This is a genomic window from Leisingera sp. ANG-M1 (assembly GCF_000813745.1).
GTDB lineage: Bacteria > Pseudomonadota > Alphaproteobacteria > Rhodobacterales > Rhodobacteraceae > Leisingera.
The window spans coordinates 13896-39642 of sequence record NZ_JWLC01000021.1; the positions used below are offsets into that span (position 1 = coordinate 13896).

Annotated in this window: 24 protein-coding genes; 9 read left to right on the forward strand and 15 right to left on the reverse strand. The window is 63.5% G+C overall.

What is annotated here, in order from left to right; all coding sequences use genetic code 11:
- Window positions 1-15: 15 nt before the first annotated feature.
- The 7 genes from RA19_RS17745 to RA19_RS17775 form a co-directional block, all read right to left on the reverse strand.
- The gene (locus RA19_RS17745) at window positions 16-885 is read right to left on the reverse strand and encodes a HalD/BesD family halogenase (RefSeq protein WP_052261885.1); all 870 of its coding nucleotides are present in this window, start codon (window positions 883-885) and stop codon (window positions 16-18) included.
- 669 nt (window positions 886-1554) lie between these two features.
- Window positions 1555-2940 (reverse strand): aspartate ammonia-lyase, encoded by a 1386-nt coding sequence (locus RA19_RS17750; protein ID WP_039165144.1) that lies wholly within the window; start codon window positions 2938-2940, stop codon window positions 1555-1557.
- A 3-nt stretch (window positions 2941-2943) separates the two neighbouring features.
- A complete protein-coding gene (locus RA19_RS17755) occupies window positions 2944-3489 on the reverse strand; it encodes an asparaginase domain-containing protein (RefSeq protein ID WP_206540289.1) in 546 nt (181 codons plus the stop codon).
- 43 nt (window positions 3490-3532) lie between these two features.
- Entirely contained in the window at window positions 3533-4837 is a 1305-nt protein-coding gene (locus RA19_RS17760; RefSeq protein WP_039165145.1) for a TRAP transporter large permease, read from the reverse strand.
- Window positions 4834-5367, reverse strand: coding sequence for a TRAP transporter small permease (locus tag RA19_RS17765; RefSeq protein ID WP_039165146.1), 534 nt, complete (start codon window positions 5365-5367; stop codon window positions 4834-4836). Before RA19_RS17765 ends, RA19_RS17760 begins: the two co-directional genes overlap by 4 nt.
- Before the next feature lie 56 nt (window positions 5368-5423).
- A complete protein-coding gene (dctP, locus tag RA19_RS17770) occupies window positions 5424-6443 on the reverse strand; it encodes a TRAP transporter substrate-binding protein DctP (RefSeq protein WP_039165148.1) in 1020 nt (339 codons plus the stop codon).
- Window positions 6444-6754: 311 nt separating this feature from the next.
- Entirely contained in the window at window positions 6755-7801 is a 1047-nt protein-coding gene (locus RA19_RS17775) for a proline racemase family protein (RefSeq protein ID WP_039165394.1), read from the reverse strand.
- Between the two features lie 91 nt (window positions 7802-7892).
- Between RA19_RS17775 and RA19_RS17780 the strand changes: the two genes are divergently transcribed.
- On the forward strand, window positions 7893-8903 hold the full coding sequence (locus tag RA19_RS17780) for a GlxA family transcriptional regulator (protein ID WP_052261887.1): 1011 nt from the start codon (window positions 7893-7895) through the stop codon (window positions 8901-8903).
- 144 nt (window positions 8904-9047) lie between these two features.
- Here RA19_RS17780 and RA19_RS17785 read toward each other — a convergent pair whose 3' ends face one another.
- Window positions 9048-9455 carry a winged helix-turn-helix transcriptional regulator gene (locus RA19_RS17785; RefSeq protein WP_052261888.1) on the reverse strand — a complete coding sequence of 136 codons (408 nt, stop codon included), beginning with the start codon at window positions 9453-9455 and terminating at the stop codon, window positions 9048-9050.
- 244 nt (window positions 9456-9699) lie between these two features.
- On the opposite strand from RA19_RS17785, the gene RA19_RS17790 reads away from it, so the two are divergent.
- The 3 genes from RA19_RS17790 to RA19_RS17800 all read left to right on the forward strand — a co-directional run bounded on the left by RA19_RS17790 (window position 9700) and on the right by RA19_RS17800 (window position 14207).
- Window positions 9700-12048 carry an efflux RND transporter permease subunit gene (locus tag RA19_RS17790; protein WP_082020598.1) on the forward strand — a complete coding sequence of 783 codons (2349 nt, stop codon included), beginning with the start codon at window positions 9700-9702 and terminating at the stop codon, window positions 12046-12048.
- Window positions 12023-12841, forward strand: a complete 819-nt coding sequence (locus tag RA19_RS17795) for an outer membrane lipoprotein-sorting protein (RefSeq protein ID WP_052261890.1) — start codon at window positions 12023-12025, stop codon at window positions 12839-12841. Before RA19_RS17790 ends, RA19_RS17795 begins: the two co-directional genes overlap by 26 nt.
- Window positions 12842-13016: 175 nt before the next feature.
- Window positions 13017-14207 (forward strand): hypothetical protein, encoded by a 1191-nt coding sequence (locus RA19_RS17800; protein WP_039135011.1) that lies wholly within the window; start codon window positions 13017-13019, stop codon window positions 14205-14207.
- Window positions 14208-14238: 31 nt separating this feature from the next.
- Here RA19_RS17800 and RA19_RS27030 read toward each other — a convergent pair whose 3' ends face one another.
- From RA19_RS27030 to RA19_RS17830, 6 genes are read right to left on the reverse strand one after another with little or no spacing between them, the layout of a single operon-like run.
- On the reverse strand, window positions 14239-15171 hold the full coding sequence (locus RA19_RS27030; RefSeq protein WP_039165152.1) for an energy transducer TonB: 933 nt from the start codon (window positions 15169-15171) through the stop codon (window positions 14239-14241).
- Window positions 15168-15557: an ExbD/TolR family protein gene (locus RA19_RS17810; protein WP_039165154.1), complete on the reverse strand. Its 390-nt coding sequence runs from the start codon at window positions 15555-15557 to the stop codon at window positions 15168-15170. The genes RA19_RS27030 and RA19_RS17810 overlap by 4 nt, the downstream gene beginning before the upstream one ends.
- Window positions 15557-15940, reverse strand: a complete 384-nt coding sequence (locus tag RA19_RS17815; protein ID WP_241479096.1) for an ExbD/TolR family protein — start codon at window positions 15938-15940, stop codon at window positions 15557-15559. The genes RA19_RS17810 and RA19_RS17815 overlap by 1 nt, the downstream gene beginning before the upstream one ends.
- On the reverse strand, window positions 15930-16598 hold the full coding sequence (locus RA19_RS17820) for a MotA/TolQ/ExbB proton channel family protein (protein ID WP_039165155.1): 669 nt from the start codon (window positions 16596-16598) through the stop codon (window positions 15930-15932). Before RA19_RS17820 ends, RA19_RS17815 begins: the two co-directional genes overlap by 11 nt.
- On the reverse strand, window positions 16595-17026 hold the full coding sequence (locus RA19_RS17825; RefSeq protein WP_039165156.1) for a hypothetical protein: 432 nt from the start codon (window positions 17024-17026) through the stop codon (window positions 16595-16597). The genes RA19_RS17820 and RA19_RS17825 overlap by 4 nt, the downstream gene beginning before the upstream one ends.
- Window positions 17027-17054: 28 nt before the next feature.
- A complete protein-coding gene (locus RA19_RS17830; RefSeq protein ID WP_039165157.1) occupies window positions 17055-19151 on the reverse strand; it encodes a TonB-dependent receptor domain-containing protein in 2097 nt (698 codons plus the stop codon).
- 230 nt (window positions 19152-19381) lie between these two features.
- On the opposite strand from RA19_RS17830, the gene RA19_RS17835 reads away from it, so the two are divergent.
- The 4 genes from RA19_RS17835 to RA19_RS17850 are packed head-to-tail and all read left to right on the forward strand — an operon-like array spanning window position 19382 to window position 23164.
- Window positions 19382-20434 (forward strand): hemin-degrading factor, encoded by a 1053-nt coding sequence (locus RA19_RS17835; RefSeq protein WP_039165159.1) that lies wholly within the window; start codon window positions 19382-19384, stop codon window positions 20432-20434.
- Window positions 20434-21321 carry a heme/hemin ABC transporter substrate-binding protein gene (locus tag RA19_RS17840; RefSeq protein ID WP_039165162.1) on the forward strand — a complete coding sequence of 296 codons (888 nt, stop codon included), beginning with the start codon at window positions 20434-20436 and terminating at the stop codon, window positions 21319-21321. Before RA19_RS17835 ends, RA19_RS17840 begins: the two co-directional genes overlap by 1 nt.
- Window positions 21305-22378 (forward strand): FecCD family ABC transporter permease, encoded by a 1074-nt coding sequence (locus RA19_RS17845; RefSeq protein ID WP_052261891.1) that lies wholly within the window; start codon window positions 21305-21307, stop codon window positions 22376-22378. Before RA19_RS17840 ends, RA19_RS17845 begins: the two co-directional genes overlap by 17 nt.
- 9 nt (window positions 22379-22387) lie before the next feature.
- Window positions 22388-23164, forward strand: coding sequence for a heme ABC transporter ATP-binding protein (locus RA19_RS17850; protein WP_193748295.1), 777 nt, complete (start codon window positions 22388-22390; stop codon window positions 23162-23164).
- Window positions 23165-23217: 53 nt separating this feature from the next.
- Here the strand turns inward: RA19_RS17850 and RA19_RS17855 are convergent, their stop codons facing one another.
- Window positions 23218-24087, reverse strand: a complete 870-nt coding sequence (locus RA19_RS17855; protein ID WP_039165164.1) for a LysR substrate-binding domain-containing protein — start codon at window positions 24085-24087, stop codon at window positions 23218-23220.
- A gap of 116 nt (window positions 24088-24203) precedes the next feature.
- Here RA19_RS17855 and RA19_RS17860 point away from each other — a divergent pair, with 116 nt between their 5' ends.
- A complete protein-coding gene (locus tag RA19_RS17860) occupies window positions 24204-25745 on the forward strand; it encodes a trimethylamine methyltransferase family protein (protein ID WP_082020617.1) in 1542 nt (513 codons plus the stop codon).
- The last annotated feature ends 2 nt before the right edge of the window (window positions 25746-25747 follow it).

Below are 25747 nucleotides of genomic sequence, written 5' to 3' on the forward strand. Positions count from 1 at the left end.
CCCCTGCAAAATGCGTTAGTTGATTTCCGCCAACTGGCGGTCCCGCGCGTAGTGGTCCGGATGGGCCTCGCCCCAGATCCGGATAGCTTTGTCCGATGTCGCGATGTCCTCCGGGTCGGTCACATAGCTCAGCAGCAGGCTCTGCCGCTCGCCGCCTTCGGGCGCTGTGACCCGGTGCAAGGTGTAGCCGCCGCGGAACAGCTGCAGATCGCCAGGGCGCAGCTTCAGGCTCCGCAGATTGCTGCGGTCCCCGTCCAGAACCTGCTTCACCGCATCGTAATTCTCGTCTTCCCGGCTGCGCAGGTTCGGCACATATTCGAACGCGCCGCCCTCTTCGGTCTGCTTCAGGCCGAACGAGACGGTGAAATCATTGTTGTCGAAATGCCAGGCAAATTCGCAGCCCTCCGGCTGCACGTTCACATTGGTGCAGGCATAGGGATCGCGGTAGGTGTAGAGCTTCTCATACCCCAGCGCCTCAGCCACGAAGCGGCACAGGTCCGGGTTCTGGAACACCGACCAGATCACCCCGCCGCGGGCAAACTTGTCGCCGCGCACCATGCCATGGCGGCGCGGTGAAAACCGGTTCAGCGGATGGTCCGCAGGCGTGCCTTCGGGCGGCTGCGAAAAATAGGGGTTCAGGCTGGCTTCATGGAAGACTGCATCTGGCGCTAGGGCCTCAGCTTCGGCTTGCATCGCGGCAAGGGTTTCCGGCCTGACAAAGTTCGCAAGCTGCGCGCAGTTGACGGTGTTCAGCCCCTCAACCGCTGCCGCCAGCATATCCTTGTAAGCCGCGGATTCTGGCTTATTCAAAGGATACGCAGCGACGTCGAACAGATCTTCGGTTGAAAAATCCGGCGGCACCGGTTTGGCTTCTGAAGCAGGCATTTCCCCTCTCCCCCCGTATTTCCCTGGCCAGGGACGGGTTGTCGCACGGCGCAGAGATTCATTGATAAGCAATTGAAAGGAAACGGCTTTACCCAAACCCGGGATCCGGCCGAACGCAGGGAGCAGTATTTGCGGAGACTTGTGTTATTTCAATTTAATAATAGGAGCATTAACATGAGAGAAATTCACTCATAAACATGCTGTCAGCCAGCGTTAATTTGATGGCTGGCCTGGTTCAAATAATGACCCGCTAGAAACACACCCTCATAGGTTTATAGCCCAGGAAGTCGGGAATGAATAAACCTGCGCGGGGGAGGTGTTGCAAACTATGACGACAACACTTTGTTAATATGTGATTTCTCACCTACCCTTCCAAGCGACCATCCATTTCCCCTCCCAGTGGCCAGCCTCTCAGCAGCCTTCACAAACCCCCTTCAATGCTATCGGAAGCAGAGTGCCGCCAGGAGCCAGCATTGACTGCTGGCGGTCCCCGCATGCCAGGGGCTTGTGCGGCGTCTTCCGCTGCCCCGGATGCCTCCTTTCGCACCCAAAGCTGTCATGGGCTGGCAAAGCGCCGCACCTAGAGAGACCCGAAGGGTGCTTAGACCGCCCTTCCGAATCACACCGAACTCACCTTGCCCAGGCGCACAGGCTGAAAGAGTCTCACCGTCAGTCTGGCGGGCAGGCCGCTGCGCGCAAGGCAGCTGTAATCTCTTCCTCGGTCAGCACGCCCATTTCGGTCAGCACTTCCGAAAACAGCTTGCCCTCTGCTTCTGCCTCCTTGACGAGTTTTGCAACCTTCCCGTAGCCGAACCGGGGTACAAAAACGGTGGCCAGCGCCGAGGACCCCATCAGGTTTTCCAGCGCCTGCTCTTCGCGCGCGCAGATCCCGGAAATGCACTTGTCTGCAAAGATCCGGCAGCCGCGGGTCAGGAGATCCATGCTGTCAAACAGGCGCGAGGCGATCACTGGCTCGAAATGGTTGATCTCGAGCTGGCCGCCAAGCGCGGCCATGGAGACCGCTGTGTCACTACCGGCCACCGCATAGGCTGCCTGCTGCATCATCATCGGCAGCACCGGGTTGATCTTGCCCGGCATGATCGAGGAGCCGGGCTGCACCGCGGGCAATTTGATCTCACCGATACCTGATTTGCTGCCGGAAGAAAGAATGATCAGGTCGAGGCTGATCTTGCCGATCACCTCGGCTGCGATGCGCAGTTCCGAGGAGACGCGGGCAAAACTGTCAGCGTTCTGCATGCCGTCGAACATATCGTCCGCCGGGCGCAGCGGCATGTTCAGGCTGGCCGACAGGTGGCGGTAGACGGCTGCCCTGTAGCCGGGCTGCGCGCCGAGGCCGGTGCCGATGGCGGTGCCGCCAAGCGGCAGCACCTGCAGGTCTGCCACCGCGGCCTCGACCTTGTCCCGGGCGCGGGAGATGGCGGCCCCATAGCCGCCGAACTCCTGCCCCAATGTCATCGGCTGGGCAGCTTGCATGCAGGTGCGGCCGATTTTCAGGACATCCGCGAACTCTTCCGCCTTGGTCTGGAAGGCGTCCGCAAGGTGGCCAAGGGCGGCGGTCAGGACGGGGGCTTTTTCCAGCACCGCGAGTTTCACCGCCGAGGGCACCACGTCGTTGGTGGACTGGCCGGTGTTGACGTGGTCGTTGGGGCTGAGGTGCTGGTATTCGCCAGGCGCGTGCCCGAGGATCTGCAGGGCGCGGTTGGCGATCACCTCGTTGGTGTTCATGTTGATCGAGGTACCGCCGGAGCCCTCCAGCATGTTCACCACAAACTGGCCGTGATGCTGACCGGCAAGGATTTCATCGCAGGCGGCGGCGATGGCTTCGCTCTGGTCTGGCTGCAGCACGCCGATCTCGCCATTGGCTTGCGCCGCGGCTTTCTTGATGGCGGCCAGGGCACGGATGAAGGCGGGTTCGCTGGCGATGCTGAGCGGTGAAATGTCGAAATTCTCGGTCGCGCGCAGGGTGTTGACGCCATAGAGCGCGGTGTCGGGCAACGCGCGGGTGCCGATGCTGTCGGTCTCGGAACGGGGCATGTCTCAGGCCTCCTCAAAAGTCAGGGTGGAGTGGTTCTTGCGCACGCCGGGCAGCGCCAGGATGCGGTTGTGAAAGCTGATGTAGGCGCCGGGCGGCAGCAGCCGCAGGGCCAGGAGTGCCTCGGTCACGTTCTGGGCAGCGTCAGAGCCGGTGACGGCGTAAGGCACCATGGCGCCGGTGAAGACGACTGGCACCGGGATGCTGTCCATCTGCGCACAAAGGGTCTCTCCGCTGGCAGCCATGCTGTCGGTGCCGTGGGTGACCAGCACGGCGTCGTGGGTCTTGGCGGCCTCTGCCACGGCCTGGGCGATCCGGCTGCGGTCCTGGTCTGTGATGTCCAGCGAGTCCTTCTGCATCAGGTCGAGATAGGTGAATTGCAGGTCATCGAGGCGCAGGGTCTCGATCAGCTCCTTGATTTTGCGCTCGAAGTTGAACAGCCGGGCCTCATTTGGATGGTAGCTTTTGGCAATGGTGCCGCCGGTCATGATGACGGCCACCGAAAGCGGACCTGCGCGAAAGGCCGCGCGGCCATGGGGCATGGGGGGCATGGGTCTTTCCGTTCGGTTGAAATTCTGGCAGGGCGGCGCGGCTCTAAAGTCCGGTGATCAGTTCCGGCAGCCACAATGCCAGCGAGGGGATGAAGGTGGACAGCATCACCACCGGGAAATAGGCGAAGAACACGAAGACCAGGGTGGGTTTCATCACTTTGGCCAGGGTGGTCTGGCCGATCAGCGTGCCGAAATAGAGGATCGGGGCCGTAGGGGGCGTGATCAGTCCCATTCCGAGGTTGACGCCGATGATGGCGGCGAAGTGGACGGGGTGGACGCCGGCCTCGGTCACAACCGGCAGCAGGAGAGGTGCGGCCAGCAGGATGCCGGAGACATCCTCCATGAACATGCCGATCATCAAGAGGAAGGCGTTGACCAGCAGCAGGAGCACGATCGGGTTTTCGGAGATTGCCAGCATCGAGGTGAGGATCTGCTGCGGCACCTCCTCCAGCGTCAACACGCGGGCCAGCATGTTGGCAGTGAAGATCACCAGCATCAGAACGGCCGTTACTTGGGCGGACTTCCAGACCACGTCGTAGAAGGATTTGAAGGTGAGCTCGCGGTAGATCAGGAAGGCGACCGGCAGCGCATAGACCACGGCAACGGCAGCGGCCTCGGTTGGGGTGGTGATGCCGCCGTAGATGAAGCCGAGGATGATCATTGGCATCGCCAGGCCGAATCCGGCTTCGCGCGAGCGCTGGAAGACGGTTTTCATCTGCAGGTTAAGGGGCTGAGGTTCGGCCACAGCGATGTCCATCTTGCGGGTCAGCACCATGTTCCAGAAGGAAAACAGCGCAATCAGGATCAGCGCGGGGATCAGCGGCGCCAGGAAGCTGGCCGCGATCGAGGTGCCGGTGACCCAGCCGTAGAGGATCATGGTGGCGCTTGGCGGGATCAGCAGCGCCAGCACCGCCGAACAGCTGACCAGCGAGGTGGCATAGCCGCGGTCGTAGCCTTGTTCCACCATGCGCGGAATGGCGATGGAGCCGATGGCGGCCACGGCAGAGGAGGCCATGCCCGAGATTGCGCCGAAGATGGCGGTGGTGATCACGGTGACCACACCCAGGCCCGAGCGGTAGCGGCCGAGGATGCTGTCGGCCAGATCCAAGAGCCGCTTTGCGATGCCTCCCTGGGTCATGATGCCGCCTGCCAGGATGTAAAGCGGGATCGCCAGCAGCACCACCGAGGAGACCTTGGAATAGCCGGAAGTGATCAGGAAGGTGGTGGAGTTGTAGTCGCCGAAGATGATCAGGAAGGCGGCGGCGGCGACAAAGGTCATGGCGACCGGCACGCCGAGGATCATCAGTGTCACCAAGAGGGCGACATCCAGCAGGATCAGGGTGCTCATTTTGCGGTCTCCTCAGCGGGCGTGTGCCGGATGGCGGCGCGCAGGCTGTCGTAGAATTCGAGCAGGAAGTAGAAGGCGGTGAGGGCGAGCCCTGCAAACATGGTGCCGTAGATCCAGATCATCGGGACCCTGAGCTCGGTCGATTTGGTGTTCATGCGTTCGGTGAAGACCAGGAGGTCCCACATCACCACTAGGATGTAGATCGTCAGCACCGCAGCCAGCAGACGGGTGAAGGCATGCACACCGGCGGTGATGCGGCCTTCGCCGAAGATGGTGTCGACCAGGCTGGCGGAGATATGGCTGCGCTCATGCGTGGCGTAGGCAGAGCCCACGAAATACATGATGACGCCGGCGAAACTGGCGAACTCCTCGATGCCGAACAGCGAGTAGTTGAACAGATACCGCGTCACCACCTGCAGGAAGACCGCGATGGTGAAGGCGATGCTGGTGACGAACATCATCAGGCGCTGGATCTTCAGCTTGAGCTGCCAGATGGGATTTTGGATTTGGGTTTGCCGTTCTTGAAGCATGGGTCCCTCCCGCGCGGGCGGTCCGGAGGGCGGGCGCCCTCCGGGGTCTTTTCTGGTTACTTGCCGTAGTGGCTCTGGATCAGCTCATAGAGCTCGTCGCCGATTTCCGGTTTCATTTGCGGCCAGGCGTCCTGGCGCACAGCGGCGGCCATGGTCTCGATCTCGTCCTTGGAGTAGGTAACCACGGTCACACCGGCATCGCGCAGCTGCTGCAAATAGCCGTTGTCGGCGGCTTCAACCGCGTCGAAACGCTCGGTCGCCAGTTCCGCGGCCACTTTGGAGATCGCGGCGAGGTCTTCTTCGGACAGGCTGGCCATGGTGAATGCAGAGCCCAGGAGCCAGTTGATCTCAAAGTGGTCATTCAGCTGCAGCCAGGTGTCGACAACGCCGTTCCAATCGCGCACCGCGTTCTCCGGCACCCCGCCGACCATGCCGTCGATCACGCCGGTCTGGACACCGGTATAAAGCTCGGCCCAGGGCATCGTGGTGGTGGAGTAGCCGAGGCGCTCCAAAAGCGGCTTGTGGGTGCCGACGCCCGACGGCCAGACCCGGATCTTCAGGTCGCTGTGATCGGCATCGGGGTTCTTGGGATCGGCCACCGGCTTGCCTACGGCCACGCCGCCGAGGCCAAAGGCATAGGGTGCCAGCGCCTGGATCTGCTGCGGCTCGATCAGGTCGTTGACGATGTTGAACAGGAAGCCGCCGGTGTTCCAGGCATCCTTGGCGCTGTCGTAGTCAACCGCAGTGTAGGGGAACCAGGTCAGCGCCAGGCGGGAGTCGAATTTGGTGGAGACCGACTGGATTGCCAGGTCGACCGAACCCTGGCTCAGCTGTTCGTAGACTTCCTCCCAGTCGCCGAGCTGGCTGGCGGGGAAAATGCGAATGTTGATGCGGCCGTCGGTTTCAGTTGCGACGCGGGAGGCAAACTCATGCGCCCATTTGTCCATGTCGCTTTCCGGCGGCGACAGATGAGACAGGCGCAGGGTGGTTTCGGCTGAGGCAGCAAAGGCGGTGAAGGTGAGGGCCGCGGCGGCGGCAGCGCCCAAAACCGCGCGGCGGTTGAGGTTCGAGAACATGGTTTTCCTCCCGTTTCAGGTTCCAAGAAGCGCCGGGAACGGCGGCTCTGAGAAAAGGATAGGAGAGGAATTCCCGGGCATAATTGTATATATTGGCCCTTTTTCATAATACAGCGGACGTGGAATTCGGCCAGGTTTGAAACAAAAAAGAACCGGCACGCAGAGCGGCCGGTTCAGTGGGGGAGGAACTATTGTGTGTCTCATCATGTCAGCGAAGTACCGCCCGGCTGCAGGCCGGGCTGCGCCGTCCCGCCCCATAGGGCGGCGCAATTGCGCCACCCCGCGGGACGGCGCAGCCCTATTCGTCAGGGTCAGAGCCCCGGAATCACATGCTCGATTTCGGTGCCCCAGGTGTCTGCCATCGTGTAGCCGAGCTGGTAGGGGTCGCTTGGATCGGCGCCCAGCTGCATGGTGGCGTAGATCCAGGCGCGGCCTGACAGGCGCGGCAGGATGGCGGGGCGGTTGCCAACCTCGGTGGTGCCCAGGATCGAGGCAGTGAATTCGGAATTGATGGTGGAGCGCATTTTGAACTCCTGCCCGGGCCGAGCCTGGCCCTTGGTGTGCATCACCGCCAGCCGGGCCGCGGTGCCGGTGCCGCAAGGGGAGCGGTCGACCCGGCCCGGCGGCATGATGGTGGCGTTGCGGTAGAGGGCTTGGCCCGGGTCCACCTCATCGGTGAACATCAGGAAGTCGATACTGTTGAAGGCAGCGGTCTCCGGGTGCTGAACCGGCAGCTGCTCCTGCGCGGCGGCTTTGATGCGGGCACCGAGCGACACCATGTCCTGCGCCATGTCCGGTCCGATGCGGAAGCCCAGCTCCTGCGCGCGGGGCAGAACGTAGTAGACGCCGCCAAAGGCTGCATCGACGGTGAGGGTGCCAAGTCCCGCGACCTCCAGCGGCGCGTCCAGATGCTCGGCAAAGGCGGGGAAGAAGTCGAGGGTCACCCGCTCGACCCGGCCGCCGCGGCAGTCTGCCACCGCCTTGACCAGCCCGGCGGCGGTATCAAGCACCACGGTGGTCTGCGGCTCCTGCATCTCCAGCATGCCGGTCTCCAGCAGCACGGTTGCGACGCACATGGCGTTGGAGCCGGACATCGCGTGGGTGCCATCCGCCTGCATCGGAATAAAGGCCGCATCCGAACCCGGCGCCGCGGGCGGCAGCAGCAGGTTGGTGGTCATCTGGGCGCAGCCGCGCGGCTCCTTGTTCACAAATTGGCGCAGCGCGTCATTGGCCTGCAGGTACTGCATCTTCTCCAGCGTGCTGGCGCCCGGGATGTCCAGCACGCCGCCGGTCAGCACCCGGCCAACCTCGCCTTCGGCATGGGCCCCGATCACGGTCACTGTCTTGTTCCAGCGCATCATCACTCCTTACGTTTTGGCGGAAACTTGCGGAACGCAGCAGTCCAAGAATAGGATAGTCCGGACATTTCCCGGACAGAAAGGCGCGAAAATGGAGTTCTGGACCCCGGAGCGGCCCGACGGGCAGGAACCGGATGTGCGCTTTGCCTTCATCCTGACGCCGGCCTTCACCATCCTGCCCCTGGCCGGTTTTGCCGATGCGGTGCGGCATTCCTCGGACGAGGCGGACCGCAGCCGCCAGATCTTCTGCCACTGGGAGGTGCTGGGGCATGATCTGGCACCGGTGCATTCCAGCACCGGCATGGCGATCACCCCCTGGAAGACGTATGCCGAGGCCGGGGAGTACGACTATGTCGTTGTTGTCGGCGGACTGATCGACCAGCTGGAGGAGGTGCATCCGGACACCTACGCGTTTCTGCGCGCAGAACACGCCAAGGGCACCAAGCTGGTCGGGCTGTGCACCGGCAGTTTTGCGCTGGCCAAAACCGGGCTGCTGGACGGGCGGCGGGCGGCGATCCATGCGCATCACCGGCCGGAATTCATGCAGATGTTCCCGGATGTGGTGCCGGTGGAGAACGAGCTTTATGTCTCGGAAGGCGATATCCTGACCTGCCCCGGCGGTACTGCGGCGATCGACCTGGCGGTGGAGATCCTGATCGAACACTGCGGCCGTTCGCGCGGCATGAAGGGGCTGACGGCGCTGGTGGTGGATGAGCACCGCTCAGCGCATGAGGTGGCGCGGCTGCCCTATCAGGACCTGGAGGAATGCGGCAACTGGCGGGTTGAGCAGGCGGTCAAGATCATGCGGCAGAAGCTGCGGGAGCCGGATACGACGGAGCATCTGGCGGAGATGCTGGGCTCCACCGTGCGGCAGCTGAACCGGGTGTTCCTGCAGCACGCCAAGGCTACGCCGCAGGAGGTCTGGCGCGACATGCGGCTGCAGCACGCGCGCTGGCGGCTGATGAACTCGAAACGCACGATCACCCAGATTTCCTATGAGTGCGGGTTCTCCGACAGCAGCCATTTCTCGCGCTGGTTCAAAACCAAGTTTGGCGAGACGCCAAAACGCTACCGGGAGCAGCGGCTGGCGAAACAGCGGTAAGGAAGGGAAGTCGCCCTTTGCAGGGAAGTTGCCGTCGCCCCCGACACCCACCGAGGCCAGCCCCCTGGCCGGTCCGGCAGCCCGCGATCTGCCGTCTCGGGTAGCCGCAACCGGCGATGCCCCGGCCACCGGCAGCGCCGGCTCTCAGCCGTCCCTGTTCATGCGGGTCTGGCAGATCTCGCGCGCGCGTCCGTGCAGCATTTCCAGATCCTCCGGTGGAAACTCGGTGTCCGTGTGCTCGGCCATCCACAGCGCCATTTCCAGCAGCACCGGCTCCAGCGCCCGGCCCTTGTCCGTCAGCTCATAGCTGACCGCCCGGCGGTCGTTCTCGCAGACCTGCCGCGCCAGCACCCCCAAGGACACCAGCCGGCTCAGACGATTGGTCAGCGTGCCGGTGGAGATACCTTCCTCCATCCGCAGAATCTGGCTGAATTGCTTCGGCCCCTGCAGCAAGTCGCGCACGATCAGGAGTGACCAGCAATCACCAAAGAACTCCAACGCGCCATTCAGAAGGCACTCAGAGCGGCAGATTTCCGGAGAATGATCAGTCATTTGCACATGTTCAACAGGCCGGAACCACACCCGGCAGCGCTGCTGTGATGCCATGAATCGACGCCCGAGGCAATTGCCACGCGGCGGCAAGCGGCCTCTCTGCCTGCCCTCACCGCAATGTGAACCCGGTCACAGACGCTTCGGAAATTAGCTTTACTTTGCGAAGTGAAATTCATATCGCTTCAAAAAGTGAAGCGATTCCGCCGCGCGCACAAGCGGCAATCAGACAAGAGGGCGGTGCAACATGACGAGACTCCTATTGCGGTACATCGACTTTGTGCTGGCGTGGCGCTTATGGGTGCTGATCGGCATTCTCGCCGTCAGCTTTGCCGCGTCGGCCGGCATGTCGCGGCTGACGATGGCCAGCGACTACCGGGTGTTTTTCGGGGCCGATAACCCGGACCTGAAGCGCTGGGACGATTTCCAGGCGACATTCTCGAAGAACGACAACGTGTTCTTCATCCTGCAATACCCGGAGGGCGAGGCCTTTGACCGCCGGATGGCGGTTGTGATCGAGGATCTGACCGAACGGGCCTGGGCGCTGCCCAATGCAACCCGGGTGGATTCGCTCAGCAACTTCCAGCGCACCTGGGTGGATGGCGATTTCCTGGAGGTCGAGGATCTGGTGCTGGGCGCCACGGATCTCAGTGCAGAGGACCTGCGCGAGCGTTCCGATTTTGCCGTGGGCGAGCCGGCGCTCTACCGCGCGCTGCTGTCCGAGGACCTGCGCACCAACGGTATCAACGTCTCGATCGAGCTGCAGGGCGATGCCGATGCCGAAGGCCGCCGCACCGCAATTGCCGCCCATGCCATGGCGGATGAGATGCGGGCGAAATACCCGGATCTGAAGATCGCGCTGACCGGCTCGATGATCATGAACTACGGCTTTGTGCAATCAGGCGAGGCCGATGCCACCAGCCTGATCCCCGGCATGTACGGGCTGATGCTGGTGCTGACGCTGGTGATGCTGCGCTCGGTTTCCGGCATGATTGCCACGCTGATCACCATCATCCTGTCGACCACTGTGGCACTGGGGATTGCGGGCCTTCTGGGGATGCGGCTGGCGCCGGTCACCATCATCGCGCCGAACATCATCCTGACACTGGCGGTTGCCGACTGTATCCATATCATCAGCTCAGTGCAGAAGCATCTGCGCACAGGGATGGAAAAACAGGCCGCGATCAAGGAAGCGCTGCGCAAGAACTTCACCGCAGTCTTTGTCACCTCGGCCACCACCGCGGCGGGCTTCCTGGCGCTGAACTACTCCGACGCGCCGCCGTTCCAGTGGCTGGGCAATATCACTGCCTTTGGCGTGCTGGCTGCCTGGATACTGGCGATCACATTTGTGCCGGCCTTCCTGTCCTACATGCCGCTGAAACCCGCCGCCGCACCGCGCGAAAGCCGGATGCAGCAGGCGATGGCCGCGCTGGCTGATTTCACCATCCGCCGCTCGCGCGCCATTCTGGTTGCGGGCACCGTAGGCGCCGCCGCGCTGATCGGCCTCGCGCTGACCAACAGCCTCGACGACCGCTTCTCGCGCTACTTTGACGAAAGCCTGACCGTGCGCCAGGACATCGACTTTGCGGCTGAAAACCTGCGCGGCCAGGATATCTTCGAATACGAGATCCGCGCCGAGGGCCCGGGCGGCATCAGCGACCCGCAGTATCTGACCACTCTGGACAATTTCACCCTGTGGCTGCGCGAACAGCCCGAAGTGGATCAGGTCACCGCTTTCACCGATGTGATCAAGCGGCTGAACCGGGACATGAACGGCGGCGACCAGGGCTTCTATGCGGTGCCGCAGAACGCCAAGCTGGCGGCGCAGTACCTGCTGCTCTATGAGCTGTCGCTGCCCTTTGGCCTGGACCTGAACAACCAGATCAACATCGATAAGTCGGCCACCCGCTTGTCCGTGGTGATCACCGATATCAACCTGGAGGGCCAGAACGCCTTTCACGCCCGGGTTGCCGATTGGGTCGAGGCGAACTCTCCCGACGGCATGATCGAGCCGCCCACCGGCATCTCGCTGATCTTTGCCTCGCTGACCCTGCGCAATATCGTCGAGATGATCACCGGCAACATGATCGCTGTTGTCACCATCAGCCTGATGATGATGGTCACCCTGCGCAGCTTTGGCATCGGTATGATCTCGATCATCACCAATGCAGTGCCTGCGATGATCACCTTTGGCCTCTGGGCGGTGTTTGTCGGCCATATCGGTATGGCGGCAGCGGTGATCGGCGCGGCGTCGCTGGGCATCGTGGTGGATGACAGCGTCCACTTCCTGACCAAGTACCTGCGCGGCCGCCGCGAAAAGGCGCTGAACCGCGAGGATGCGATCCGCTATGCCTTCGCCGAAGTGGGCGACGCAATTGTCTTCACCTCAATCATCGTTGGCGCAGGCTTTGCGCTGATCGCCTTCTCCACCTTCCAGGTGAACGCCCAGCTGGGCCTTCTGACCGCGATCACCGTTGCCGTGGCCATGGTGTTCGACTTCCTGGTGCTGCCGGCAATCCTGCTGGCAGGCCGCCGCAAATCCGACGTTCAATCCAACAATGGAGGCTATGATGCCGCTGCAACCCCTGCTCAGTAAACGTTCCGCCCTGGCCCTGATCACAGGCGCCGCGCTGGCCCTGTCGCCGCTGCCGCTGCTGGCCCAGGACGCCGCCCAAAAGGGTTATGAGATCGCCGCCCGCTCTGATGTCAGCGACAACGGCTTCCGCGACAGCGCGGTCGACGTGACCATGGAGCTGAAAAACGCCGCAGGCCAGTCCAGCAGCCGCCAGCTGCGCATCCTGACCCTGGAGCGCGCCAGCGCCAAGGTGGGCGACAAGTCGATCTCGATCTTCTCGACCCCCGCCGACATCGACGGCACCGCGGTGCTGAGCCACGCCAAGCTGACCGCAAACGACGACCAGTGGATCTACCTGCCCGCAGCGCAGCGAGTGAAGCGGATCTCGTCCTCCAACAAATCCGGCCCGTTTGTGGGCTCGGAATTTGCCTATGAGGACATCACCGCGCAGGAACTGGGCAAGTTCACCTACAAATGGATCGGCACCGAGACCTGCCCCGGCGGCGGCAAATGCGAGGTGGTTGAGCGGGTGCCGGCCTACAAGAACTCAGGCTATTCCAAGCAGGTGGTCTGGTTCAGCACCAAGCACTGGCAGGCGGAAAAGATCGAATACTACGACCGCGCAGGCAACCACGCCAAGACCATGACCGCCACCGGCATCAAAAAGCGCGGCGGTTTCTGGCGCCAGGCCAAGCTGCACATGGTGAACCACCGCAACGGCAAGTCCACCAGCCTGAGCTTTGCAAACTGGCGCTTTGCCACCGGTCTGCGCGACGGCGACTTCCGCTCCAATGCGCTGGAAAGCCTGGACTAAAGCCTCTCATCAAACCTATTGCCCGGCCGATTGGCCGGGCAGCGCCCGACCCTCTCCGTCAAACCGGAGGTTTGCTTTCAGCAAAACGGGAGAGCGCTTACGCACCCACCCAGGGTCAGGCGCCGCCTTCAGTGTTACGCGGCAACCGGCCCTCTATCTTGCCAGGCTCACTTAGATGCTGAAACACTCACTACTCTTGTCTGCACTGCTGACCGCATCAGCGGCGCAGGCCGAGGCGCCGCGGCTCTCGGGCTACATTGGCGCCGAGGCCACCTATTTCACCAGCGAAGGTCTCTATCCGGGCCAGCTGGAAGACTTCCAGGGCAGCTTTGTCTTTGCGCCGGAACTGCGCTGGCGCTCGGACGACCGGGACACCCAAATCCGCTTCAGTGGCTTTGCCCGCTGGGACAGCGAGGACAGCAACCGCACCCACTGGGACGTGCGCGAAGCCTATATCCGCCGCCAGATGGGTGACTTTTCGGTGCTTCTGGGCGCCAACAAGGTGTTCTGGGGCGTCACCGAAAGCCGTCATTTGGTTGATGTGATCAACCAGCTCGACCTGCTGGAATACACTGACGATGACGCCCGCCTAGGCCAGCCGATGCTGGAACTGTCACTCAGCAAGAACTGGGGCACCGTCTCGGCCTTCTTCATGACCGGTTTCCGCGAGCAGGAGTTCCCCGGCACCGGCGGCCGCCTGCGCGCACCGCTGGTGGTGGATGAAAGCGCCGCCACCTATGGCCATAGCTCCGAGGAATGGGCACCGGACACCGCCCTGCGCTATTCCAACACCTTCGGCAGCGTCGACCTCGGCCTCTCGGCCTTCCAGGGCACCTCGCGCGAACCTCTGCTGCTGCCTACCGCAGGCGGCACGGCGCTGCGGCCCCACTACGCCCGCATCTGGCAGACGGGGATCGACGTGCAATGGACAGGCGACGCAGCCCTGTGGAAGCTGGAAGCCATCCGCCGCGGCAGCGAGGAATTCGAGACTTTCGAGGCCGCGGTTGGCGGCATCGAATACACTGTCTATCAGATCGGCGGCAGCGACGGCGACCTGGGGCTGATTGCCGAATACCTCTATGACGGCCGCGGCGCCGGGGCGCCGGTCACCGCCTTTCAGGACGACGTTTTCCTTGGCGCCCGCTGGACCGCCAATGACAGCAATGACACCAGCCTGCTGGCCGGCGGTTTCTATGATCTGGAAGACGGCTCCACCAGCTTCCGCGCCGAGTTCGAGCGGCGGCTGGAGAACGGGCTGCTGCTGAAAGTCACCGGCCAGGGCTTCGGCCACACCGATGCCGCCAACCCGCTGGATGCGCTGCGCGAGGACGACTTCCTGTCAGTCTCGCTGGAGCACCACTTCTAACCCCAGTCCCGGCCCTCATGGCCGGGGCGGATCACTTGCCCTTGATCCGTACAGAGTAAGTGGTCTTGGCCCCGGCAGGCGGCGGCGGAAACGGCGCTGCCCGGCGCACCTGTGCCAGCGCGATACTGTCCAGCTTGGCCGAGCCCGAGCTCTTGGCAATCCGCGCCGACCCCAAGGCACCGCTGCCGGTGATGGTGAAGCGCACCAGCGCCGCACCGCGGATGTTCACCTTCTGCCGCTTCGCCCGCATCACCCGCCGCAAGACCTGCCCGCGGTAATTGTCCGCCGCCGCATTACCCTGCTGCTTGGCGGCGCCAGGCGCGGAAGCTGCCTGCCCCGCGTTTTTTGCTGCGGTGCCCGTAACGGTGCCCGCCGCTGCATTCGCCTCAGTGTTGTTCCCGCGCTGCTGTTTCCGGCGGGGCTTGGGGTCAGGTTCCGGCTCAGGCCTTGGTTCTGGTTTTGGTTCGGGTTTGGGCTCCGGCAAAGGCTCCTGAACATCCGGCTCAGGCGCTGTTTCAGCCGCTTCGGGCTGTTGCTGCCCGGCAGACTCCGCCTGGAACTGTGGTTGCACCGGGTCGGCGACCTGTTGCGTTTCCACCGGTTCAGTCTGCGCAAAGGGCAGAACCGGTTCCGCATTGGCCACCGGGGCCCGCACGGCCACGGCCTCCGTCCGCACCGCTTCCGCCACCAGGGGCTGCAACTGAAGAACGGGTTGCAGCACCGGCTCCTGAACCGGTTTCTTTGCAACCTCTATCGTTTCCGCTTTCAAAAGCTCGCTGGTTGTCTCGGGCACATCGGTGCCTTGAACCAAATCGGCAAAGGCATAGCCTTCGGCGGCCAACCCCGTGTTGCCGCCAGCCTGCTCTGCCTGCTCCCCGCTGGCCATATAGGCAAAACCAGCGTGCCCGGCGGCGGCCGCAAACACTGCGGCCAGGCCCATCAGACGGGACTGCGGCACCCTCATTGCAGCGCCCTTTCCGAGACCAGCAGCACCCGTTTGGCGCCCGCCGCGCGCAGTGCATTGCCCAGTTTCACCAAGTCGCGCGCGGGCAAGTCCCGGTCCGGCACAATCCGCACCGCCTCGCGTTCGTCATCAGATAGCACCGCAGCATAGGCCGCTGCATCCGCCAGAACCTCGCCGCGCAGGGTCAGCCGCCCGTCCGCATGCACCACCAGCGCATCCGGCGGCTCGCGGCGTTCCAGGTTCTTCGCCTCAATCAGGGTCACATCCTTGTCGAGCGGCACAGCGAGGGTGCCTGCGATCATGAAGAAGATCAGCATCAGAAAGACGATGTTGATCAGCGCGATCGTCGGCTCCTTCTGCGCAGCTGCCGGCGGTTTGATGCGCATCAGCCCAGCACCAGAGTCTGAAGATTGCCCACCTGCCGCAGCTGCGACAGCAGGTCGACCAGCCGCTGCGAGGACGCATCCTCCCCGGGGCTGATCAGAACCAGATGGCCGCGGCCCGCCTGCGGCTGCAGCTTGATAAGATCGGCGATCCGCTCCAGATCGGCGGGCTGGCCGTTCAGGCTCAGGCTGTCTTCATTCAGCGAGACAAACAGCATCTGCCGCTCACCAGCACCAGCCCCCTGCCCCGCTGCCATCAGCTCAACCTCGCCGAATTTCGAAAAGGTCGAGGTCAGCATGAAGAACAGGAGGAGCAGGAAGATCACGTCGATGAGCGAGGTCATCGACAGCCGCCCGCGTTTGATGCCCTGCAGCTTAACCGCCATGCGCCACCCGCAGTTCTGCATGGCTGCCGGCCTGGCCCGAAGGCGCAAAGACAACCCGCAGTGCGCGGTTGGCAAAGACCCGTTCGCGCTGCATCCGCCCGGTCAGCCAGCTGAGCACCAGCGAGGTCGGCATCGCCACCGCCAGCCCCGCCGCAGTGGTCAAAAGCGCCACCCAGATACCGCCCGCCAGCAGTGCGGGATCCACCGAAGATCCCGCCGACTGCAGCTTTTGAAAGGCTTCGATCATGCCCAGGACGGTGCCGAACAGCCCCAGCAAAGGCGCCAGCTGCGCCACCATATCCAGGGCACCCAGCCCGCGCTCCAGTTTTGAGAACCGTTCCTCGGCCTCAGCATCCGCCCGCTCGGCCAGCAATGGGCCGGTGCCAGCCTCCCGGCCGCCGTCCAGCGCCAGCCGCATCACCGGCACCAGGTAGGATTTGCTTTGGCCAAGCTTGTGCAGGGCGGCATCAGCCTCGCCCCGGTCCCAGGCTTCAACCGCAGCGGCCAGGGCGCGGTGCTGGCCGACCCGCGCCGCGCGGTACTGCCAGATCTTGTAGAGCACCAGGGCAGTCGTCAGCACCGAGACCGCCAGCAGGAGCAGAACCACCGGGCCGCCAAGCTCCAGCACCCGTGCCAAGGCATCCTGAACCACTGTCATCCGGCCAGCTCCATCACCTTGCTGCTGAGGGTGAGCCCGCGCGAACAGGCGCCTTCCGGCAGCCCCTCGCCCGCGCACGTGTCAGCCCCGTTGATCAGAACCCGGCTGATGCCTTCGCAGGCCTGCGGGAACTGGAACTGCCGCACGCGCAGGCGCCCGGCAGGAAGATCCTGAAAGTCGAGAAGCGTGAGCCGCGCCACCTGCCCCCGGGCATCGAACAGGACGGTTTCATAAACCGCCTTGCCGATGTCCGCCGCGTGGGCGTTCTGCACTACAAAGGACAGCTTGCAGGCCTCGCCTGCCGGTTCGGCGGCACTCAGTTCGATGGCAACCCCGGGTTTGGCGGCCTCGCCGGCCGCCGCAGAGTTTGCTGCTGCCAGCACAGCGGCCAGCAGCATGGGTTTCACGGATTTCAGTCCAAGTGCCATGTCACACCTCTCGGGTTTTGCAACGGGATCAGAAGGTTTTCGCGATGCTGACCTTGAAGTTCCGGCCAGGCGCGTTCCGGGTGGCCAGCGACGTCCGGTAAGTTTTATCAAACGCGTTTTCGATGCCGAACCGAATTTCGGTCCCTTCCAAAGCGCCTGTCTGCGGCTTGTAGGTGGCGCGCAGGTTGTGAATGCCATACCCCGCAACCGCTTCGTTTTGCGGGTTGATGCTGTCAACGCTTGCAGCCAGTTCCCAGCTCAGATCGACGGTCTCGCCAAAGCGCTTGCCCAGTGTAAGCCGTGCGGAATTTGCCGGAATGCCAGCCCAGCCCGTTTCGGCACCGGAGGTCGTCGTTTGGCTGCCAGTCGACCAATTTGCGTTCAAGTCGGCGTAAAACCCGTTGGCCAGGCCATAACCTGCCTCAAGCTCAACCCCTTGGATTTCGATCCTGTCGATGGTGCCGCGGCCGCTGGTGGTCACGTCCCGCAACGTGGTGTCGTAGACATTGATCTTCGCCTGCACCGTATCGCCTGAGGCAAGGACATCAGCCCCGCTGTAAGACGCGCCTGCTTCAAACCCGGTTGCCAGTTCCGGGCGGGTCATAAAGGCCGGGTTTTCGAGATCATCGATAATCGGCAGCGATTCCGTGTAGCCCGCACTGCCGAACAGGGCAAAGCCGGACTGGAATTCATAGCGTACAGACAACCCGCCCATCAGAGCGGAATTGTCATACTCGCCATCCCCGGCATTGCTGGCGCTCGGAGAGGAGAGCTCCGGGGTGCCGGAGATGTCCTGCATCTCATAACGCAGTTCCGGGGATATGGTCCAAGCGTCGCCGATCGAAATGTCGTCGCTTACAAACAGGGCGAAACGCTTGTCCGTCCCTGCTGGCGCTGCAGCGGCTTCGAAGGGGCGCTCACGGTGCAGATACTCCACGCCAAAACGCAGATCATGCGACGCGGCGCCGGTCTGCAGGAACATGCTGTTCTTCACCGTCAGTTTGGTGATCTCATAGTAATGGTCCGCATCCTGTGTCGAGCTATCATAGGCAGTGCCGGGTGCGGGAGGTGGGCCGAAAAAGCAACCAGGCGCAATCAGCAGCAGGCCGCCCACGTCGCAGGAGGATGACCCCGTGCGGTATGCCTGCTCGATTGTCTGTTCGGAGTAACTCAGGATAACGTCCAAATCGACGAGATCGTTGCCGACGGGATTGTAGTTATAGTTCAACTGCGCGACTTTGGTCCGCACTTCACGGTCGACGTTGCCAAAGGACCCGCTGGTGGTGGTAAACGTATCATAGGGCACGTCTTGATCGTTAGAAGTTGTATCGGTGAAGGTTGCGGCAATCGAATGCTCCCTCGCATCGCCAAAGGTATATTTGCCCTTCACCAGCCAGGACGGGGTGCGGAAGGCGCTGTTGGGTGCAACCGTGCCATCACCATCCTTGTAGTCATCATTATCGCGAACTGTGTAATGCGCGAGGAATTCCAGATCTTCGGTAGGCATCCAGGCCAGTGTCGTTGACGAATTCCAGCCCTGAGCATTGCTGGAAGCCTCCAGCGACTGACGGACCCGCAGGCCGATCTCACCGCCAGTAAAATCCGAAGCGTCCTTGGTTTCCAACTCAACAATCCCGCCGACGACACCAGAAGCAAACTCGAAAGAACCATTGATGCCGCGGCTCACCCGGACTTCACGGAACAGTGCCGGGTCGGTGAACAGCTGGTTGCCGATACGGTAGATTTCTTCGGCCCCGGTGGTGGCGCCATCGATGGCGATCAGAACCTTGTTGTCGGTCCCGAAAGTGCTGTTGGCACCAAAACCGCGGATGTTGATGCCGGACCCCTGTGGTGTCGACCCGTTGACCAGTGTCACGCCCGGCACCGAGTCAATCAGTTCGGCAATCGTGCTGGCTTGGCGGTCATCGATCTCTTCCTGGCTGATCACAGTCACGGCTTTTGCGGTGCTGGTCTGGACCTCGCGTTTACCTGCCCCCAGCTCAACCGTGCCCAGGAAGTCCTCGTCTTCTATGATCTCCTGCGCTGTCAGGCTGCCTGCGCTGGCCATCAGGCCCAGCACCGACACGGTGCTCAGCAGCCGCCAACCCTTGTGGTAAGTCCCCATCTCGCGTCCCTTCGCATCTCATTCGTTCTTCGAACCGGATGCTTGCGTCGGGGCTGGCGTGGTCGTTTGTCTGTTGATTTCGCGGAATCACAAATTCCGCTTGAGCCTGTTAATAAAGGTGATAAAAACAGTCAACATAAATTAATACACCGTTAACCACGGTGGCCAGCCGCTGCGCTCTTTCTGCCGCTGCCAGCCCTTTCCCCGACATCGCACCTGAAAGGGCTGACATGACAGATTATCCGATGGCGCCGGCCGCGATCCGCGCAGCCCGTGCTGAACACTCAAACCTGCGCGACCGCGACTTTGCCGACAAGTTCGGCATCTCTGAAGGCCAACTGGTGGCGGCCTACGCAGGCGAGGGCGTGACCCGCATCTCTGCCCATCCGGACCGCATCATGCCGCGGCTTGCGTCTTTGGGCGAAGTGATGGCGCTGACCCGCAACCAGTCGTGCGTGATCGAGAAGGTTGGGGTCTACGAGAATTACCACTCCGGCCAGCACGCCTCGATGATCCTGAACGAGGCCATCGACCTGCGGCTGTTCCCCAAGCATTTCGTCTCTGCCTTTGCGGTGGAGCGGCAGACAGACAAGGGCACCAAACGCTCGATCCAGATCTTTGACGCGGCGGGTGATGCGGTCCACAAGGTGCATCTGCGCGAAGCCTCGGACCTGCAGGCCTGGGAGCAGCTGGTCGCAGAACTGGCGCTGCCGGAGCAGAGCCAGGACCTGAAGGTGGAACCGCGCAAACCCGCCGAGCCGCCCAAGGCCAATCCGGACAAGGCCGAGGCCCTGCGCCGCGAATGGGCCAGGATGACCGACACCCACCAGTTCCTGCGGCTGACCTCCAAGCTGAAGATGAACCGGCTGGGCGCCTACCGCATCGCCGGCGCGCCGCTGGCGCGAGAACTGGCCCCCGCCGCAGTCAATGAGATGCTGTTTGCAGTGCGCGATCAGGGCGTCGAGGTGATGATCTTCGTGGGCAACATGGGCTGCATCGAGATCCACGGCGGCCCCGTGAAAACCCTGCGCGAGATGGGGCCCTGGCAAAACATCCTCGACCCCGGCTTCGATCTGCACCTGCGGCTCGATCATATAGCCGAGGTCTGGGCAGTCACCAAACCCACCCAGCGCGGCGACGCCATATCGGTTGAGGCGTTTGACGCCGATGGCGGCATCATCTTCCAGGTCTTCGGCCGCCGTACCGAAGCCAAGGATCACCGCCCCGAATGGAATACCATCGTTGAAAACCTGGCCGCGCTGCCCGCGAAGGAGACCGCGTGATGTCCTTGCTTTCCCGCCTGTATCTGAGCCTGAACCTGCTGATCGCCACGGTCTTTGCAGGGCACATGGCGTTGGCCGGGACGCCCAGCCGCGTCGTATCGGTCGGCGGCGCGGTGACCGAGATTGTCTATGCCCTCGGCCAGCAGGACCGGCTGATCGCCCGCGACACCACTTCCACCTATCCCGAAGCCGCAACCAAACTGCCGGACATCGGCTACCAGCGCGCGCTGGCGCCGGAAGGGGTTCTGTCGGTGGCGCCGGACCTGATCCTGGCCACCGAAGGCGCCGGGCCGCCGGAAACCCTGGATGTGCTGCAGGAAGCCCGGGTCGCGCTGGTCAGCGTACCCGAAACCTACACAGCAGAGGGGATTGCCGACAAGATCCGCATCGTCGGCGCGGCTCTGGGGCAGGACAAGGCGGCTGAAGCCCTGGCACAGGACGTGATCACCCAGGTCAACGCCGCCCAGGCCAGGGCAGCACAGACAGCAAACGGCACGCCCAAGAAGGTTCTGTTTGTGCTCTCCACCCGCGGCGGCAGAGTGATGGCAGGCGGCAGCAACTCGGCCGCGGACGCCATCATCGGCCTGGCCGGCGGCGTCAACGCAGCGGCCGGCTTCGAGGGCTACAAGCCGATGACCGACGAGGCCATCACTGAGGCCGCCCCCGACGTCATCCTGATGATGACCCGCAGCGGCGACCATGGCATCACCACCGAAGACCTGCTGGCCATTCCGGCAATCCAGCCGACCCCGGCGGCGCAGAACGGCGCCATCGTGCGGATGAACGGGCTGCATCTGATCGGTTTCGGCCCGCGCACCGCTTCAGCCATTGCGCAGCTAAGCCAGGAAATCTACGGCGGAGGCAGCCAAAATGACGCTGGCCATTGACGCGCCCGCCGCAGGGGGCGTGACGGACCGCCGGGTGCAGGCCCGGCGGCTGACAGGCCTGCTGGCGGTTCTGCTGGCGGTGATGTCGGTCTTTTCCCTGGCCTGGGGCGCCTCGGGCGCTTCGCTCTGGGGGGCGCTGACCGATCTGGCATCAGGCCGCGAGCTGAGCCGTCTGGACCGGATCATCCTCTTTGATATCCGGCTGCCGCGCCTGTTCATGGGGCTGCTTGTGGGCGCAGCGCTGGCGGTCTCCGGCGCAGTGCTGCAAGGCCTGTTCCGCAATCCGCTGGCCGACCCGGGGATTGTCGGCGTCAGCTCCGGTGCCGGGCTAGCGGCGGTGGCGGCGATCGTGCTGGGCAGCGCGCTGCCCGGCCCTGTCCAGCAGGCTGCCGGCAGCTATCTGGTGTCTATCGCCGCCTTCCTGGGCAGCTGGATCGCAATCCTGGTCCTCTACCGGATTTCCACCCGCGGCGGCCGGACTTCGGTGGCCACCATGCTGCTGGCAGGCATCGCGATCGGTGCGCTGGCGGGTGCTGCCACCGGCATGATCACCTATATGGCCGATGACGCACAGCTGCGCGATCTGACCTTCTGGGGCATGGGCTCGCTGGCCGGCGCCACTTGGACCAAGGTGCTGGCAGCTGCGCCGGTGATCTGCGCCGCGCTGCTCACCGCCCCCTTCCTGGCCCGCGGCCTGAACGGCCTGGCGCTAGGAGAGGCTGCGGCCGGCCACACCGGCATTCCGGTGCAGCGGGTCAAGAACATCTCCATCCTGACGGTTGCTGCCGCCACCGGCGCCGCCGTTGCGGTCTCCGGCGGCATTGGCTTTGTCGGTATCGTGGTGCCGCATCTTTTGCGCCTGGCCACCGGCCCGGACCACCACAGCCTGCTGCCCAACGCAGCCCTGCTGGGCGCGGCGCTGCTGATCGGCGCCGACATGATTTCCCGGGTAATCGTGGCGCCGGCCGAACTGCCCATCGGCATCATCACCGCAGTGCTAGGGGCACCTTTCTTCCTGTGGATCCTGCTGCGCCGCTTCGGCCACATGGGGATTTGAGAACACATCATGCAAGTTTTTGATATCACTGTAACCCTCGGCCGCCGCACCATCCTGAAGGGCGTGGATTTCGAGGCCAGGCCCGGCCAGGTCACCGCCATCGCAGGCCCCAATGGCTCCGGCAAGACCACGCTGCTGCGGGCGATGACCGGCGAGGTGCCCTTTACCGGCCGGGTGCTGCTGAATGGCCAGGACACAAGCGTAATGAAGCCATGGCAGCTCGCGGCCATCCGCGCCGTTCAGCCGCAAGCCGCCGCCATCGCCTTTCCGTTCACCGTGCTGGAAATCGTCCGCCTTGGCCTCTCAGCCGGTCTCGCTGCCGCAGAGACCAGCCTGCCGCTGCAGGCGCTCGAACAAGTGGATCTGGCTGGCTACGCCGGCCGGTTCTATCAGGATCTCTCCGGCGGCGAGCAGCAGCGGGTGCAGCTGGCCCGGGTGCTGGCACAGGTCTGGGAGCCCGTTGCGGATGGCACCCCGCGCTGGCTGATCCTGGATGAGCCGGTGGCAAGCCTCGACATCGGCCAGCAGTTCACCGTGATGGACCTGGCCCGCAATTATGCCGCGCGCGGCGGCGGCGTGGTGGCGGTGATGCACGATCTGAACCTGACGGCGATGTTTGCCGACCGCATCACCCTGATCCACAACGGCCGGGTGGCCTGCGACGGCTCCCCCGCGGAGGTTCTGACCAGCGAAACCCTTGCCCAGGTTTATGGCTGCCCGGTACCGGTGAACACGCCGCCGCCTCCCGGAATGCCCTTCCTGCTGCCGCAAGCCCGCAGCGCCTGAGATGCCCCAGGCCGCCGCAAAGGGCCGCCTCCAATGGTCCCCGCACGCGCCCGCTACTGGCCCTGCAGCCAATCGGCAAAGGCCTGCACGCTTTTCCTGGCACCGCCCCGCTGCGGACGGACCAGGAAATAGCCGTAATCCTCCAGCGCGCGCGGAGACAGGCGAAACAGCTTGCCCTCGGCCGCTTCCTGCCCCGCCAGAGCGTCCATGAGAGCAATGCCCTGCCCATCGATCACGGCCTGAACCCGCACATTCGGATCCGGGATGATCAGCGTGTCCCGCCGGGTCTGATGCGGCAGGCCCGCAGTGTTCAGCCAGTCGGTCCAGGCATTGCTGTCGTCATGATCCCGCAGCAGGGTAAAGCCGGAAATCGCGTGCGCCCAGCCCTGCTGCTCCACCCGCTGCAGTGCCGCTGCGTTGCCCACGGGATAGGCCGGGCATGGCATAAACGGCGTGATCTCTCCATCCTCCCACTGCCCGCTGCCCCAGCGGATCGCGATATCCACACCCTGCGCTTCCAGATCGAACAAGCGGATCATCGGCTGCAGCCGCAGCTGGATATCCGGGTGTTCCTGCATGAAAGCCATCAGCCGCGGCGACAGCCAGCGGGCGGCAAAATAGGTGGAAACCCCCACCGTCAAGGTTCTGGTCGACACGCCCTTGAGGGCCAGGATTTCGGCCTCGATCTCTTCATAGTGGCTTTGGCAGGCGGCCAGCAGCTTGAGCCCGCCCGGCGTCAGCTCCACCCCGCGGGCGCTGCGCTGAAACAGGGCAAATCCCAGATCCATCTCCAGCGTTTTGACCTGATAGCTGACCGCGCCTTTGGTCATGTTCAGCGCCTCCGCCGCATCGGAAAAACTCCGGTAGCGGGCGATCTCGGCAAACAGGCGCAGGCTGTCATGGTGGCGGAATTCTACGGGCATGGCTTGAGCGTATAAATTTCCTGAACGCACAGAGCAAATAAAATCGATTGTTGAACTGACGCTTTCATAAAATATGGACCCTGCAACATTGTCAGGGAGGCGCTCCGTTGGGAAATGTGAACACCCAAATCCATATCACCCAGCGCGGTAAATCGCGCAGAGGGCGGCTGACCCGGCACAATGCGCCGCAGGCAATACCGGTGTATCAGCGCCGCAAGATCCCTGCGTACAGCCTGCTGGACGAGACCGCACTTCTGCGCATCGAAGCCCAGGCGGACTGGATCCTGGAACACATCGGCATCGAATTCCGCGGCGACGGCACGGCGCTGGCGCTCTTTGCCGAAGCCGGGGCCCGTGTCGACGGCGTCCGCGTCCGCTTTGCGCCGGGCCATGTCCGGCAGCTTTGCCAAACCGCCCCCGCCGAATTCCGGCTGCACGGCCGCGATCCCGCCCGCACGGTCACGCTGGGCGGAGACAATCTGGTGCTGATGCCCGGCTACGGCTCGCCCTTTGTCAGCGACCTGGATCAGGGCCGCCGCTATGCCACGCTGGAAGACTTCGGAAATTTTGTGAAGCTTGCCCATATGTCGCCCGCCCTGCATCACTCCGGCGGCACCGTGGTCGAGCCGACGGATATTCCGGTGAACAAGCGGCATCTGGACATGATGCTGGCGCATCTGACCCTGTCGGACAAACCCTTCATGGGCGGCGTCACCTCGGCGCAGGCCGCCAAGGACAGTGTCGAAATGGCCCGGCTGGCGTTTGGCGTGGAATTCCTGGACCAAAACCCGGTGATGCAGGCCAATATCAACGTCAATTCGCCACTGATCTATGACGAGGTGATGTCGGCTTCCTTGCGCATCTATGCAGAGGCCAACCAATGCGTCTGCATCTCGCCCGCCATCTTTGCCGGCGCCATGGGGCCGCTCTCCCCCGCTGCCACCGCAGCCCAGACCCTGGCCGAGGCGATGGCGGGCATTGCCCTGACGCAGCTGGTGCGCCCCGGCTGCCCGGTGGTCTTCGGCAGCTTCCACTCCTCGATGAACCTGCGCACCGGCGCGCTGACCTTCGGCTCTCCGGAAGCCAACCTCACCACCATGGCGCTCAGCCAGCTGGGCCGCAGGCTGGGGGTGCCTGTGCGCTCGGGCGGCGGCCAGGTCACCGCCTCCAACGCTGCCGACGGCCAGGCGATGCAGGACAGCACCGGCGCGATGTGGGCGACGCTTCTGTCCGGCGGCCATCAGGTCTGGCACGCAGCGGGCTGGCTCGAAGGCGGGCTGGTGATGTCTTACGAGAAATTCGTGATGGACCTCGACCACTGCGGCGCCATGCTGAAGATGCTGCAGGGGTTCGGCACCGATGACGAGGCCTTTGGCCGCGATGCTTACGCCGAGGCAGGGCCGGGCGAAAACTTCCTCTCCACCGGCCACACCCTGCGCCACTACACCACCGCTAATTTCGAACCCCAGGTGCCCGAAGGCGCCCCCTATGAAACCTGGGACGAAAACGGCCGCCAGACCGCAGACCAGCGCGCCGCCGCCCTCTGGCGGCAGATGCTGGCGGAGTATCAGCCGCCGGCAATGCCGGAACACACCCGCACAGCCCTGAAGGAATTCGTGGCGGCGCGCAAAGCCGCCAAGCCCGACGAATGGTATTAAGA